The sequence below is a fragment of the Streptomyces sp. NPDC058632 genome (genome assembly GCF_042717095.1).
Taxonomy (GTDB): domain Bacteria; phylum Actinomycetota; class Actinomycetes; order Streptomycetales; family Streptomycetaceae; genus Streptomyces.
Map to the genome: position 1 here is coordinate 1 of NZ_JBHXQZ010000063.1, position 13,854 is coordinate 13,854.

Annotated in this window: 13 protein-coding genes and 1 pseudogene; 4 read left to right on the forward strand and 10 right to left on the reverse strand. The window is 73.9% G+C overall.

Going from position 1 to position 13,854, the window contains the following annotated elements:
- Positions 1-144 precede the first annotated feature (144 nt).
- From ACFWVE_RS23045 to ACFWVE_RS23060, 4 genes are all read right to left on the reverse strand, one after another.
- Complete coding sequence (locus ACFWVE_RS23045; protein ID WP_384016959.1) at positions 145-1,215, reverse strand: MBL fold metallo-hydrolase; 1,071 nt, start codon at positions 1,213-1,215, stop codon at positions 145-147.
- Positions 1,212-2,459 (reverse strand): aminotransferase class I/II-fold pyridoxal phosphate-dependent enzyme, encoded by a 1,248-nt coding sequence (locus tag ACFWVE_RS23050; RefSeq protein WP_384016962.1) that lies wholly within the window; start codon positions 2,457-2,459, stop codon positions 1,212-1,214. The genes ACFWVE_RS23045 and ACFWVE_RS23050 overlap by 4 nt, the downstream gene beginning before the upstream one ends.
- Before the next feature lie 121 nt (positions 2,460-2,580).
- Positions 2,581-3,510 (reverse strand): hypothetical protein, encoded by a 930-nt coding sequence (locus tag ACFWVE_RS23055; protein ID WP_384016965.1) that lies wholly within the window; start codon positions 3,508-3,510, stop codon positions 2,581-2,583.
- 204 nt (positions 3,511-3,714) lie between these two features.
- Positions 3,715-3,921 carry a hypothetical protein gene (locus tag ACFWVE_RS23060; RefSeq protein ID WP_384016968.1) on the reverse strand — a complete coding sequence of 69 codons (207 nt, stop codon included), beginning with the start codon at positions 3,919-3,921 and terminating at the stop codon, positions 3,715-3,717.
- A 192-nt stretch (positions 3,922-4,113) separates the two neighbouring features.
- Between ACFWVE_RS23060 and ACFWVE_RS23065 the strand changes: the two genes are divergently transcribed.
- Together ACFWVE_RS23065 and ACFWVE_RS23070 are read left to right on the forward strand one after the other, a co-directional pair.
- Positions 4,114-4,506 (forward strand): DUF2795 domain-containing protein, encoded by a 393-nt coding sequence (locus ACFWVE_RS23065; RefSeq protein ID WP_384016971.1) that lies wholly within the window; start codon positions 4,114-4,116, stop codon positions 4,504-4,506.
- 57 nt (positions 4,507-4,563) lie between these two features.
- Positions 4,564-5,118: a type 1 glutamine amidotransferase domain-containing protein gene (locus tag ACFWVE_RS23070; RefSeq protein WP_384016974.1), complete on the forward strand. Its 555-nt coding sequence runs from the start codon at positions 4,564-4,566 to the stop codon at positions 5,116-5,118.
- A 67-nt stretch (positions 5,119-5,185) separates the two neighbouring features.
- Here the strand turns inward: ACFWVE_RS23070 and ACFWVE_RS23075 are convergent.
- A pseudogene (locus tag ACFWVE_RS23075) lies at positions 5,186-5,520 on the reverse strand (DUF6158 family protein).
- Between the two features lie 38 nt (positions 5,521-5,558).
- Entirely contained in the window at positions 5,559-7,178 is a 1,620-nt protein-coding gene (locus ACFWVE_RS23080) for an ABC-F family ATP-binding cassette domain-containing protein (RefSeq protein WP_384016977.1), read from the reverse strand.
- 192 nt (positions 7,179-7,370) lie between these two features.
- Between ACFWVE_RS23080 and ACFWVE_RS23085 the strand changes: the two genes are divergently transcribed.
- Together ACFWVE_RS23085 and ACFWVE_RS23090 are read left to right on the forward strand one after the other, a co-directional pair.
- Positions 7,371-8,192 carry a class I SAM-dependent methyltransferase gene (locus ACFWVE_RS23085; protein WP_384016980.1) on the forward strand — a complete coding sequence of 274 codons (822 nt, stop codon included), beginning with the start codon at positions 7,371-7,373 and terminating at the stop codon, positions 8,190-8,192.
- A 42-nt stretch (positions 8,193-8,234) separates the two neighbouring features.
- Positions 8,235-8,405 carry a hydrophobic protein gene (locus ACFWVE_RS23090; RefSeq protein ID WP_384016983.1) on the forward strand — a complete coding sequence of 57 codons (171 nt, stop codon included), beginning with the start codon at positions 8,235-8,237 and terminating at the stop codon, positions 8,403-8,405.
- A 101-nt stretch (positions 8,406-8,506) separates the two neighbouring features.
- Here the strand turns inward: ACFWVE_RS23090 and ACFWVE_RS23095 are convergent, their stop codons facing one another.
- The 4 genes from ACFWVE_RS23095 to ACFWVE_RS23110 all read right to left on the reverse strand — a co-directional run bounded on the left by ACFWVE_RS23095 (position 8,507) and on the right by ACFWVE_RS23110 (position 13,759).
- Positions 8,507-9,208, reverse strand: a complete 702-nt coding sequence (locus ACFWVE_RS23095; protein WP_384016986.1) for a GvpL/GvpF family gas vesicle protein — start codon at positions 9,206-9,208, stop codon at positions 8,507-8,509.
- Positions 9,205-10,164, reverse strand: a complete 960-nt coding sequence (gene ligD / locus ACFWVE_RS23100; protein WP_384017070.1) for a non-homologous end-joining DNA ligase — start codon at positions 10,162-10,164, stop codon at positions 9,205-9,207. Before ligD ends, ACFWVE_RS23095 begins: the two co-directional genes overlap by 4 nt.
- An 80-nt stretch (positions 10,165-10,244) precedes the next feature.
- On the reverse strand, positions 10,245-12,092 hold the full coding sequence (locus tag ACFWVE_RS23105) for a transketolase (protein WP_384016989.1): 1,848 nt from the start codon (positions 12,090-12,092) through the stop codon (positions 10,245-10,247).
- Entirely contained in the window at positions 12,089-13,759 is a 1,671-nt protein-coding gene (locus ACFWVE_RS23110; protein ID WP_384016992.1) for an FAD-dependent oxidoreductase, read from the reverse strand. Before ACFWVE_RS23110 ends, ACFWVE_RS23105 begins: the two co-directional genes overlap by 4 nt.
- Positions 13,760-13,854: the final 95 nt, after the last annotated feature.

The window sequence follows — 13,854 nt, forward strand, 5'->3', positions numbered from 1 at the left end:
CTGTTCCACCACGCGCTGGGGCTGACTCCCGGCGTCGTCGCGTTCGCCGACGGTCTCCGGGCGGCGGGTCACCGCGTCGCCGCCCCCCCCCGCAGGGGCGGGGGCGGGGGCGGGGGCGGGGGCGGGCAGGCCGGGTGTCCGCGGTCAGTCCAGGACACGGGAGCCGCCGACCGGCAGGTCCCAGAGGTGCTCGCGGGGCAGGCCCGCCTGATCCCAGGCGGCACGGACGCGGGTGAGGGGTTCCAGCACCGGTTCGGCGGAGAGGACGAACGTCGCCCAGTGCATGGGCGCCATCCGGCGCGCGCCGAGGTCACGGGCGGCGCGGACCGCCTCCTCGGGGTCGCAGTGGACGTCCCTGAGCCACCAGCGCGGCTCGTAGGCGCCGATGGGCAGCAGGGCGAGGTCGATGCCGGGGTAGCGGCGGCCTATCCGGGAGAACCAGTGGCCGTAGCCGGTGTCGCCGCCGAAGTAGACGCGCTGTCCGTCGGAGCCGGTGAGCACCCAGCCGCCCCACAGGGAACGGCAGGTGTCGGTGAGGGTGCGCCTGGACCAGTGGTGGGCCGGCACGAAGTCGAAGCGGACGCCCTTCAGCTCGGCGGCCTCCCACCAGTCCAGCTCGGTGACACGGGTGAACCTGCGGCGGTGGAACCAGCCGGCGAGCCCGGCCGGCACGAACACCGGGGTGTCGCGCGGGAGCCGGCGCAGCGTGGGGGCGTCGAGGTGGTCGTAGTGGTTGTGGCTGATGACGACCGCGTCGACGCGGGGCAGGGCCTCCCAGGCGACGCCGACGGGGGTGATGCGGGCCGGGGTGCCGAGGATGCGGCGGGACCAGACGGGGTCGGTGAGCACGGTGAGCCCGTCGATCCGCACCACCCAGCTGGCGTGCCCCGCCCAGGTGACGGCGACCGTGCGGGGACCGACACGGGGCAGCGGGCCGGGAGCGTAGGGCAGTCGCGGTATGTCGGCGAGGCCCTGCGGGCCGGGTCTGGTGGAGCCCTCGCGGGCGAAGCGGGCGAGCCCTTTCAGGCCGGGCAGCGGAGAGGTGAGCCGGTCGTGGAAGGTGCGCGGCCACACCCGTCGTTCGGCGAGCGGGCGGGGTTCGGCGAGCGGGGGGTACGGGGCCGGGGAGGAGCCGGCCGCCGGGCCGGCGGGGTTCGGGCCGTCCGCGTGCGGGGTGGCGCTCGTGGCCGTGGTCGACTCGGACTGCTGCGTCATCGAGGAGACTCCCCTCGCCGGGCGTTATCGCGGAGATCGTCGAAGACCGTCTTCAGGTGGATCAACGTGCTTCGCAGGTGCGGGAGTTCCAACGGCGCAGAGGATCCGAGGCATTCCGCGCGCCGTTCGGCGGTGTCGCCGAGCAGGGGCGCGGTGCACAGTCGTACGCGGGGTGCCTCGAGGTCGTCGCCGAAGCGGTGACCGCCCGCCGCGGGCATGCCGAGCCGTCCGGTGAGGAAGTCCTCCAGCTCCTGCGCGTCGCCGACGCCGTGCGCGGCGAGCCCCGGGGCCAGCGGCGCGAGGTCGACGTACAGGTGCCGCCCGGCCTGCGGGGGCCGGGCCAGGGCTCCCGCTGCGACCACCGCGTCGCGCGCGGCCGCGGCCACGAGCGCGTGCAGGCGTACGGCGGCTGCCACCCGCGCGGTGACCGGTTCCGGCTCGGACAGCGCGTAGGCGGCGGCCGCGGCGACCGGGGTGGCGACGCGCGCGTCGAGCGCGGTCAGGACGTCGAGCACGCGCGCGTGCAGCGCGCCGCCCGCCGCGCCCGCCGGGAAACGGGCGACCGCGGCGGGCCAGCCGGGCGGGAGCAGGGCGCCCGCCAGGTCGGTGACCACGGTGACCTGTTCGGGCAGCATCTCGGCGGGGCTGAGCAGCACGGTGTCGCGCGGTGTGTGCAGGGTGTCGCGCCAGGTCTCGTCGCTCACCAGGTGCAGCCCTTCGCCCACGGCGGCCTCGAGGGTTTCGTGCAGCAGCTCGGGCGGGGCGACGGTGGCGGTGGGGTCGTCGGCGACGGAGAGCACCAGCAGGCGGGGGTCGCCGCCCTCGGCACGCAGCCGCCGTACGGTCTCCAGCAGGGCGTACGGATCGGGGACGCCGCCGCTTTCGGCGGGCGTCGGCACGTGGAAGGCGGGGCGGCCGAGCAGCCGGGCGTAGGGGGCCCACCAGGCGGCGCAGGGCCGGGGCACCAGCACGTCCCCGCCGATCGCCGCGGTGAGCGCCACGAGCAACGCGGGCGCGCCGGGGCCGGCGGCCACCCGGTCCGGGGCCACCGGCAGGCCGCGCCGGCCGCCGTGGCCGCACGCGGCGTCCAACAGGACCCGGCCGCCGCCGACCGGCTCGGCCTCGGGGCGGGACGCGGCGGCGGCGAGGACGGCGGCCAGCTCGGGCAGCACGGGCAGCCCGTCCTCGGGCAGCGCCGGCCCGAAACGGACGGGGCCGTGGCCTTCGGGGTCCGTCCGCCGCATACGCACCTCCACGCAGTGTCCGGTGTCAGTACCCACAGTGCCCGCCCCCACTCCGGTCCATGTCCCGGCCGGGAAGACGGTGCGGGGCCGGCCGGTCGCGGGAGGCCGTTCGGGGGAGACATCAGCGGTGCGTACGCGTACCCCTGCCACGGCAGAGCCGGTGGGCGGCGGCGCCGAACGCGCCCGCGATCAGCAGCCCGCCCGCAGCCAGGGCGGGGACGGAGTCGGTGAACCCGCCGCCCGCTCCCGCGTGGACGCCTCCCGGGACGGTGGGGCCGCCGCAGGGGGCGCGCTCGGACGGAGGGCAGGACGAGGGGGACGGCTTGTGGGAGGGGGACGGCTTGTGGGGGTGGGACGGGGACGGCGCGCGGGAGGGGGTGCCGGAACCGTCCTGGTGGCGGGGGACGACGGTGAAGGCGGCGCTCCACGGCTTGCCCTTCCCGCCGGGTGCGGCGGGGCACGTGCCCTCGACGGTCCACGCGGAGCCGCCGCCCGCCGTGCCGCCGGCCTCCAGCGCGTCGAGGGCGTCGAGGGCGAGCGCGTCGGGCGCACCGTCGGCAGGACTGACGGGGTCTTCCGCCTCCTCGGGGTACTCCGTGTCTTCCGTGTCCTCGATTCCTCCGTCGGTCCCCTCGTCGGGTGCCTCGTTCAGGTCGTCGTCCAAATCCGCATCCGGGTCTTCGTCGAGCTCCTCGTCGAGTTCCTCGTCGAGGAGTTCGTCCTTCCGGGGCGCGGCCGCACCCTCCGCATCCAGGATGTCCTGGAGGTCCGCGGTGCCGCGGTAGGTGGGACCGGACTCCTCCTCGTCGGCGCCGGGGACCTTCTTCAGTTCGACGACCTCCTTGTCGAAGGCCTCCGAAGTCGCCTCGAGGGTCTGCGGCGGGGGCCCGCCGGTCGGATCGCAGAAGACCGAGACGGTGACGGTGCCGCCCGGGGCCGCGCTGCCCGGACTGACCTCGGCGGACGGCTCCGCGGACGCGGCGGGCGCGAGCACGTTGAGGACGGTACCGACGGCTGCGGCGAGGGTCAGGGCACGGGCGGTGCGGCGCATGGTGCGGGCTCCTTCGGGCGACGGCCGGGGCACGGCGTCCCGTTCGACGGCCGCGGGGGTGATCCCACGTCGGCGGGGCACGGGGGTCGCGCCCCGCATCCATCACAGCCCTCCGGCCACCGCATCGCGCGCGGCCGGGCACCATTCGCGGGACGCGCACGCCCGAGCGGGTGAACCCTCGTGTGCCAGAACCCGTACAGCGGATCAGGAACTGCCGGGAACCCGCCCCGGTTCCGCCCGGACGGCCGGCGCGGCGAGCGTGACGCCGGCCCGGGCGCCCGCGTCCCGCGCCGGAGTGACGCCGTCGGGGGCCCTCTCGCGCGGGCCGGGCAGCAGGAGTTCCTCGTAATGGCCCAGCATCAGCAGTACGCCGAGCATGAGCGACGGAATGAGCACGGCGAGCACCGCCATGGCCGGTCCCTTTCCAGGAGACATGTGGGGGGGCACGTAGGAGCGAGCCAACCGGGTCTCCCGCGGCTCCCGGCGCAAACCGGCGGTGCACGGGCCTGCTGGTGAAGGCGGTGACGATCCGCCCGGTGAACCCCGTGTCGGTCCCCGCTGTCCGGGTACGCGGTGCGGACCCCTAGCCATCTGGAGGGAAACATGCAGCGAGGCAGTGACCGGCTGAGCGCTCACCGCGACGACGAGATGAAGCACGAACTGCAGGGCCTGCTGAGGTCGGGGCACCCCACCCGGACCGAGGAGTGGAACGATCCGGAGCCGTCCGCCGAGGACGACCCGGAGGTGGCGCACGGTCCGGTGACGCCGAGCCGCGCGCCGACGTCACTGGAGTCGGTGCGGTTGGAGCTGGCCAGGATCCTGGGCCGCGGGGCGTTCCCCGCGGGCCCGCGCGAGCTGATGCGCACCCTGAGCCGGCGGCACGCCCCCGACACGCTCGTCGAGGCGCTGGAGCGGCTGCCGCGGCAGGCCCGCTACGGCAGCGTCCAGGAACTGGCCGAGGCGCTGACCCGGTCCCGGGAGACGGAGAACGCGTAGCCGCCCGGCTCCCACAACATCATCCGAACGACTCATACGGAAAGGACGGAGCGCGCCATGCGCATCGCATTCCTCGTCGCGCCCGAAGGTGTCGAGCAGATCGAGCTGACCGAGCCGTGGCAGGCGGCCGTGGACGCCGGTCACGAGCCCGTGCTCGTGTCGACGCAGTCCGGCAGCATCCAGGCCTTCAACCATCTCGACAAGGCGGACACCTTTCCCGTGCAGGAGGTCGTCGGCGACACATCGGCCGACGCCTTCGGCGGGCTGGTGCTGCCGGGCGGCGTGGCCAACCCGGACCTCCTGCGCACGGACGAAAAGGCCGTCGCGTTCGTGCGGGACTTCGCCGGGCAGGGGCGGCCGGTCGCCGCGATCTGCCACGCGTCCTGGACCCTCATCGAGGCGGACGTGGTCCGCGGCAGGGAGCTGACCAGCTGGCCCAGCCTCGAAACCGACCTGCGCAACGCCGGCGCCACCTGGGTCGACGAGCAGGTGAAGGTCTGCGACCACGGACCCGGCAAGCTGGTCACCAGCCGCAAGCCGGACGACCTCAAGGCGTTCTGCGAGACGTATCTCGAGGTCTTCGCCGCGGAAGCGGACGCGAGGGCCGCCTGAGCGGCGGCCGTCCCGGGCAGGGCCCCGGGACGGCCGCCGGGACGAGGGACGGCCGCCCGGACGAAGGTCAGGTGCCCGGAGTCGTGGGGTCCGCCCCGGTCGCGCCGGACCGCTCGCGGGCGCCTTCGCGCGTGCGGCCCGGCGCTGTCCGGCGGCGGGGGTTGCGGCGCAGGTACTCGCCCTCGAGCTGCGCCATGCGCTCGTTGTGGGCCCGCAGCGCGCCGTTGGAGGCGTACAGCAGGGTGTCGTGACGCGTGCGGTGGATGGTTTCCAGCTCCTTCATGAGCTGCTGGTCGTCCAGGCGGTTCGGCTCGACTCCGGTCATCGTGTGCCCCGCTCGTCGTGTGCGTCCTGCGGTCCGGGTACCCGCCGGGGAAGGCCACGGGCCCCGCGTCCCTGCATCCACTCTACGAACATCCCGGCCACCGGGCCCGTTCCGTCTACCGGGCCCGGTCCACCCGGCGCTCGTCCCACACCGGTTCGGAGGTCTCCCGGACCCTGCCGTCGCTGCCGAAGACCAGGTAGCGGTCGAAGGAACGGGCGAACCAGCGGTCGTGCGTGACGGCCAGCACCGTGCCCTCGAACGCCTCCAGGCCCTCCTGGAGCGCCTGGGCCGACTCCAGGTCCAGGTTGTCCGTCGGCTCGTCGAGCAGCAGGGCCGTGACGCCCTCGAGCTCGAGGAGCAGGATCTGGAACCTGGCCTGCTGGCCGCCGGAGAGCCGCTCGAAGGCCTGCTCGGCCTGGCCGGTCAGTTCGTAGCGGCGCAGCCGGGACATGGCGGCGCCCCGGTCCTGGGCGTGCTCCTTCCACAGGATGTCCAGGAGGGTGCGGCCCTCCAGTTCGGGGTGCGCGTGCGTCTGCGCGAAGTGCCCGGGGACGACACGGGCGCCGAGCCGCCAGCCGCCGGTGTGGCTCACGTCGTCCCCGGCGAGCAGACGCAGGAAGTGCGACTTGCCTGAGCCGTTGGAGCCGAGCACGGCGACCCGCTCCCCGTAGAAGACCTCCAGGTCGAACGGCCGCATCAGGCCGGTGAGTTCGAGCTGCTCGCAGGTGACCGCGCGGACTCCGGTCCGGCCGCCCCTCAGGCGCATCCTGATGTCCTGCTCACGCGGCGGCTCCGGCGGCGGTCCGGCCTCCTCGAACTTGCGCAGCCGGGTCTGCGCCGCCTGGTACCGGGACGCCATGTCGTGGCTGACGGAGGCGGCCTGGCGGAGGTTCAGCACCAGCTTCTTCAGCTGGGCGTGCTTCTCGTCCCACCTCCTGCGCAGCTCCTCGAAGCGGGCGAAGCGTTCACGGCGGGCCTCGTGGTACGTGGCGAAGCCGCCGCCGTGCACCCAGGCGTCGGCGCCGGCGGGGCCCGGTTCGAGGGAGACGACGCGCTGGGCGGCGCGGGCGAGCAGTTCGCGGTCGTGGGAGACGAACAGCACGGTCTTACGGGTCTGTTCGAGCCGTTCCTCCAGCCAGCGCTTGCCGGGCACGTCGAGGTAGTTGTCGGGCTCGTCGAGGAGCAGGACCTCGTCGGTGCCGCGCAGAAGCGCCTCGAGGACCAGGCGTTTCTGCTCGCCGCCGGAGAGGGTGCGCACCTGGCGCCACTGCGCCTTGTCGTACGGGACGCCGAGCGCGGCCGTCGTGCACATGTCCCAGAGCGTCTCGGCCTCGTAGCCACGCGCCTCGGCCCAGTCGGCGAGGGCCTGCGCGTACTCCAGCTGGGCGGCCTCGTCGTCCACGGCGAGGAGGGCGTGCTCGGCCTTGTCGACGGCGCGGGCGGCTTCGCGGATCCGGGGTGCGGCGACGGAGACGAGGAGGTCGCGCACGGTCGTTTCGTCCCGTACGGAGCCCACGAACTGGCGCATGACGCCGAGGCCGCCGCTGACCGTGACCGATCCGCCGTGCGGCTTCAGCTCGCCGGACAGAAGGCGCAGGAGCGTCGTCTTGCCCGCGCCGTTGGGTCCCACCAGGGCCATGACGGCCCCTTCCCCCACCCGGAAGGACACGTCGCCCAGGAGCGCCCTCCCGTCGGGAAGGAAGTACTCCAGATACGCGGCTTCGAGGTGACCCATGAGAGGCGATTGTCCGGGGCGTCGGCGCAGGTGGCAAACCGTTTTGACCGCGGGGCACGCGCGGGCCCGCGACCGGAGGACTGTGTCCGGTATATGAAACGCGCGTCTCATCATGCGGCCGGAGCGCCTACCGTGTCGGTCACGCGGGAAATCCGGGAACAGCAGAACGCGACGAGAAGGGACGGGCCCCTCATGTCCGCACCGCAGGAGACAGCCGTCTACACCCACGGGCACCACGAATCGGTGCTCCGGTCGCACACCTGGCGCACGGCGGCCAACTCGGCGGCGTACCTCCTCGGGGCGCTGGAGCCCTCCCTGCGGATCCTGGACATCGGCTGCGGGCCCGGCACCATCACCGCGGACCTGGCCGCGCTCGTCCCCGACGGGCACGTCACCGGGCTCGACCGGGCGCCGGGCGTCCTGGAGCAGGCCCGGTCGACGGCCGCCGAGCGGGGCCTGACGAACACCACGTTCACGGTGGGCGACGTGCACGCGCTGGACTTTCCGGACGACACGTTCTCCGTGGTGCACGCCCATCAGGTACTCCAGCACGTGGGCGATCCGGTGCGGGCGCTGCGCGAGATGAAGCGGGTGACCGGGCCGGGCGGTGTCGTCGCCGTCCGCGACGCGGACTACGCGGCGATGACCTGGTACCCCCTGTCCCGGGGCATGGACGACTGGCTGGACCTGTACCGGCGGGTGGCGCGGGCCAACGGGGGCGAGCCGGATGCGGGGCGGCGGCTGAAGTCCTGGGCACTGGCCGCGGGGTTCACGGACATCACCGCGACCTCGGGCACCTGGACCTACTCGACCGCGGAGGAACGGGCCTGGTGGAGCGGCCTGTGGGCCGACCGCACGGTGGCGTCGGGCTACGCCGGGCGGGCCACCGGGCAGGGCCATGCCACCGGTGAGCAGCTGAAGGCGGTGGCGGACGCCTGGCGGGAGTGGGGCGCGCGGGACGACGGATGGTTCAGTGTGCTGCACGGAGAAATTCTCTGCCGCAAGGACGCGTGAAACGAGGAATCCGGGCAATCAGAAGTCCAGGAGGTCGACACAATGGTTCCTATTCTGCTCGTACTGCTTCTGGCCCTGGTTCTTTTCGGCGCCGGATTCGCCGTGAAGGTGCTCTGGTGGATCGCGTTGGCGGTCCTTGTCCTGTGGCTGCTGGGATTCTTCATGCGCGGCACGTCCGCGAGCGGCGGCAGGGGCCGTTGGTACCGGTGGTGAGATGACGAAACCCCCGGGGCCGGCTTGAGGCCCCGAGCCCTCGAAGCCCTCTGGGCTCCCGGAGCGCAGGCCCCTTTCCCGGGGTCTGCGCTCCGGGCCGTTCAGGCGCCTTCCCCGGTGAACGAATACGCCGCCCACGGCCCGGCGAGTTCCACGCGAATTCCGGGCACCGCGCCTTTGGCTCGCTCCACCCTTTCCACGAACTTCTCGGATTCCGCCCGGGGGACGAGAAAAGCCGCATCGAGCACATTGTGTCCCGGGGTGCGGTCTTCGACGAGGAGCGCGGGGTTCCGTGACGCGCGCGGCCGGGAATCCTCGGCGTATCCGGCCAGCGTCTCGAACAGCCGGTTCGCGAGAGCCTCCGCCTGCTGCGGGGACACCGGCGGTGCGGCGGAGGTCTCGGCAGGCTCCTCGACAAAGACCCTGACGCCCCATTCCACCCGGCCCTCCAGCCGGTCCAGCGTCCGCAGGAAGTGCTCCTCGCGCGCCTCCATCATCGTCCGCACGCCGCTGTCGTCGGGAAACACACTGCCCAGCCGCAGCGGCAGCGGGGTGGTGACGGTGGTGAGCGCGTCGACGACGCCCTGGTGGGCACGGGCGACCGCGGTCAGCCAGTCGGGGTCCTCCCGGCGCGTGGGGAACGGCTCCTCGGCGAAGTCTGCCTCCGGGACATGGCTGACGACGGCCATCAGGCCGTGGTGCGGCAGCAGCCGGGGCGGATCGCCCGCCACACCGGTCAGCTGCGCCTGGAGCGGCGTGCCGTAGGGGCGGCATATGGCGTACACGTACCGCAGTCCGGTCACGGAGCCTCCTTTGGCGCACGGCGGCCGGCCGGCCGCCGTGCCGGCGTCCCGCTTCCACCGCTCAGGGCGTTCAGCCGTCGGCGGGCCGGTCCCAGCGCGCGGCCCCGGCGCGGCAGTCCGGCCCAGGGGCCGGTACGCAGGTGGGCGACGGCGTCGGCGACGGTCCAGCGGCGGGCGTGCAGCTCCGGGTCGTCCAGCTGGTCCCAGGTGATCGGGGTCGCCACGGGGGCCCCGGGCAGCGCCCGGACGGTGCAGGGGACGACCGCGGTCTGCGCGTAGGCGTTGCGCTGCACGTCCAGGTAGAGCCGGCCGGCCCGCTCCTTCTTGCGCGCGGCGGTCGTGAGCCGGTCGGGGTGCGCCTCGACGAGGGTGTCGGCGACCTCGCGGGCGAAGTCGCGCACGTCGTCGAAGTCGTGGCCGCCGTTGAGGGGCACGACGACGTGGAGCCCTCGGGATCCGGTGGTCATCGGCGCCGAGGGCAGGTTCAGCTCGTCCAGCAGTTCCGCCAGCAGCCGGGCGGCCTCCCGCACCGCCTCGAAGTCGTCGCCCGAGGGGTCGAGATCGAAGACCAGCCGGTCCGGCCGCTCGATCCGGTCGGCCCGGGACAGCCAGCGGTGCAGGGTGATGCTCGCCTGGTCGACGAGGTACAGCAGGGTGGCCGTGTCGTCGCACACGGTGTGGCGGACCGTGCCGTCCTCCTTGCCGACCTCGACGCGGGTGATCCACTCCGGATAGGTCCCGGGAGTGTGCTTCTGCATGAACGCGGGCCCGTCGATGCCGTCCGGCCGCCGCTCCAGCATCAGGGGCCTGCCCCGCAGGTGCGGCAGCATGAACGGGGCGACGGCCCGGTGATACTCGACGAGGTCGCTCTTGGTGTACTCCCGGACGCCCCCGCCGCCGGGGAAGAGCACCTTCCCCGGCCGGTGGATCCCCACCCTGCGGCGGCCGGCCCGCACCGTCCGCACGCCGTCACGGGCGTCACCGTCACGCCCCTTGCCGTCACCACCCTTGCCGTCACGGCCGTCGCCGCTGTCGGTCACGGCACGATCGCCTCCTCCGCCAGCAGCCGTCCGGCCGCCGCGATGGAATCGGCGTCGATGCCCGCGGCGCGCAGTTGCTCCTCGGGCGAGGCCGAACCGGGCATGTCGCGGACGGCCAGCCGTACCAGGCGCGGGACGGGCCGCCCGTCGGTGAAGGCGTCGAGGACCGCGTCCCCGAGACCGCCCTCCGGGTGGTGGTCCTCCACCGTCAGCAGGCAGCCGGTCTCCTCCGCCGCCCGGCGCAGGGTGTCCCGGTCGACGGGCTTGACCGAGTACAGGTCGATCACCCGGACCGCGATGCCCTGCTCGGCCAGGGTGTCCGCGGCGGCCAGCGCCTCGGGCACCGTGACACCGGCCGCGAGCACGGTCAGCCGGTCCTCGGGCGAGGAGCGCAGCACCTTGCTGCCGCCGACGGGGAACTCCTCGTCCGGACCGTAGATCACCGGGCTCTCGCCGCGCGAGGTCCGCAGGTAGCGGATGCCGTCGAGGTCCGCCATGGCGGCCACCAGGCGCGCGGTCTGGTTGGCGTCGCAGGGGTACAGCACGGTCGATCCGTGCACCGCCCGCATCATCGCCAGGTCCTCGAGGCCCATCTGGCTGGGCCCGTCCTCGCCGATGGCGACGCCGGCGTGCGAGCCGACGAGGTTGATTCCCGAGCCGCTGACCGACGCCATGCGGACGAAGTCGTACGCGCGGGTGAGGAAGGCGGCGAAGGTGGTCGCGTACGGCACCCAGCCGCGCGCCGCGATGCCGGTCGCCGCGGCGACCAGCTGCTGCTCGGCGATGTAGCACTCGACGTAGCGCTCGGGGTGCTCCTTGGCGAAGAACTCCGCACGGGTGGAGTCGCCGACCTCTCCGTCCAGGGCCACGACGTCGCCGCGCGCGGTGCCGAGGGCGGCCAGCGCCTCGCCGAAGGCGTTGCGCGTCGCGACCTTCTCGCCCTTGTCCCACCGGGGCAATTCGGCCTGCCCGGTGTGCACGGTGTGCACGGCAGGGGTGTCGGACGGTTCCCGCACCTGGACGCGCAGGTCGCGCGGGCCGCCGAGTTCGGCGATCGCCTCGTCGGCTTCCGGCAGGGGTTTGCCGTGCATCCCCTCGCGGTCCTGGACGGCCGCGACACCCTTGCCCTTGAGGGTCCGGGCGAGGATCACGGTCGGCTGCCCCTTGGTGGAGGCCGCCTCGCCGCAGGCGCGGTCGACGGCGTCGACGTCGTGCCCGTCCACCTCCACGGTGTGCCAGCCGAAGGCCTGGAACCGGCGGGCATAGGCGTCGAGGTCGTGCCCGTGCCGGGTGGGGCCGCGCTGGCCGAGCCGGTTGACGTCCACGACGGCGGTGAGATGGTCGAGGTTCTCGTACCCGGCGTGCTCGGCGGCCTCCCACACCGATCCCTCGGCCAGTTCGCTGTCCCCGCACAGCACCCACACCCGGTAGCCGGAGCGGTCGAGCCGCTTCCCGGCCAGCGCGATGCCGACGCCGACGGGCAGCCCCTGGCCGAGCGACCCGGTGGCCGTCTCGACCCAGGGCAGCCGCCGGGGAGTGGGATGCCCTTCGAGGCGGCTGCCGAGCTTACGGAAGGTGAGCAGTTCCTCGTCGTCGATGGCTCCGGCCGCCTTGAAGGCGGCGTACATCAGGGGCGAGGCGTGTCCCTTGGAGAGGATGAGGCGGTCGTTGCCCGGGTGATCGGGGCGGTCGAAGTCGTAGCGGTAGTGGTGTGCCAGCAGGACGGCCATCAGGTCGGCCGCGGACATCGAGGACGTGGGGTGCCCGGAGCCGGCGGAGGCTGCGGCGCGGATGCTGTCCACGCGCAACTGCTGTCCGAACTCGACGAGTTCACCGGTGTTCATGAGTCTCCTTGGGCGGGAGGGGTGGGATCGTCAGGATCACGGGGATACGTGGGGCCGGTCGCGTCGGCGCGGCCGGCCCCGTTCCCCGGGGCGTCGGTGCGTTTGACGGGCCCTGGGGCCGGCCGGCCCTTCGCGGGCTCACCGCCGGGCTGGTTCTTCGCGGGCTCACCGCCGGGCTGGTTCTTCGCGGGCTCACCGCCGGGCTGGTTCTTCGCCGGCTCACCGCCGGGCTGGTTCTTCGCCGGCTCACCGCCGGGCTGGTTCTTCGCCGGCTCACCGCCGGGCTGGTTCTTCGCCGGCTCGGTGGCCGGCTGCGGCGCGGCAGGATCTTCGTCCTCGCCGGCGTGGTGCCTTTGCGCCGGGCCGGGCGGCACCCGGGCCAGTTCCGGGGACGCCGTGTCGAGCGGCACCGACCACGACCGTACGAGCCCCAACTGGACCGCCTGGCGCGGCAGTACGGCGTCCAGCAGCCAGTCGGCGGCGACACGCACCCGGTTGCCGGGCATCGCCGCGAGGTGGTAGCCGCGGGCGACCGCCCCCGCCGCCGGCCCGGACAGGTTGACGCCCAGCGGGTTGGCCGCCGCCTTGACACCGCCGAGGTCCACCACGAAGCCCAGGTCGCGGTGCCGGTAGGCGCGCGGCTCGCCGTCGCCGAGGGAGGCGGCGATGTTGTGGGCGCAGACCTTGCCCTGCCGCCAGGCGTGCTGCGCGGTCATCGGGGTGTACTGTCCGGGCTTCTCCAGGTCGGGGACGGCCGCCGCGTCGCCGCAGGCGAACACCTCGGGCCGGCCCGGTACCCGCAGCTGCGGGTCGACCAGCAGCCGCCCGCGTTCCATGGGCAGCCCGAGCGACGCGGCGAGCGGATCGGGCCGTACGCCCACGCACCACACCACCGTCCGGGTGTCGACGAACTCGCCGTCGGTCAGCAGCACTCCCTCGTGCGTGGCCTCCTTCACGGAGGTCCCCATGCGTACCTCCACGCCCCGTTCGCGCAGGACCCGGTCGGCCGTGCGGGAGAGCCTCTCGTCGAGTTCGGGCAGGACGCGGTCGGCGACGTCCAGCAGCAGCCAGCGTGGCCGCATGCCTGTCCGCATGGGGTGCTTGTGGACCTGCGCGTCGCTGAACAGCTGTCCGTGCGCGGCGACCTCGGTTCCGGTGTAACCGGCACCGACCACGACGAAGGTGCACCGGGCGGCGCATTTCGCGGGATCGTCGGTGGCGGCCGCGAGCTCCACCTGCCGGGTCACGTGGTCGCGCAGGTACAGCGCCTCGGGCAGACCGCGGAAGCCGTGCGCGTGCTCGGCGACGCCGGGAATGGGCAGCAGCTTGTTGACGCTGCCGGCGGCCAGCACCAGCCGGTCGTACGCGAGGGTGCCGCCCTCGCCCTCGGGGCCGGTGTAGTGCACGGTGCGTGCCTCGAGGTCGATGCCGTCGGCCTCGCCCAGCACCAGCCGTACGTGCGGGAGCGTGCCGGAGAGGGAGACCGTGACCCGGCGCGGCTCCAGGATGCCGGCGGCGACCTGGGGCAGCAGGGGCAGATACAGGAAGTAGTCGGTCGGATTCAGCAGCGTGATGTCGGCCCGGCCGCGCGCCGAGCGGGACAGGGCGCGGGCGGTGCGGTAACCGGCGAAGCCGGCACCGACGATCACGATGCGGGGTCGCCCCACGGCTCGCCTCCAACGCTGTCGTCACGTGTTTCGGGAGACTTCCGCGTTTCCCCGCACCGGGCGGCCAAACGTCCGCCGGTCCCCGGTCCGGCCGG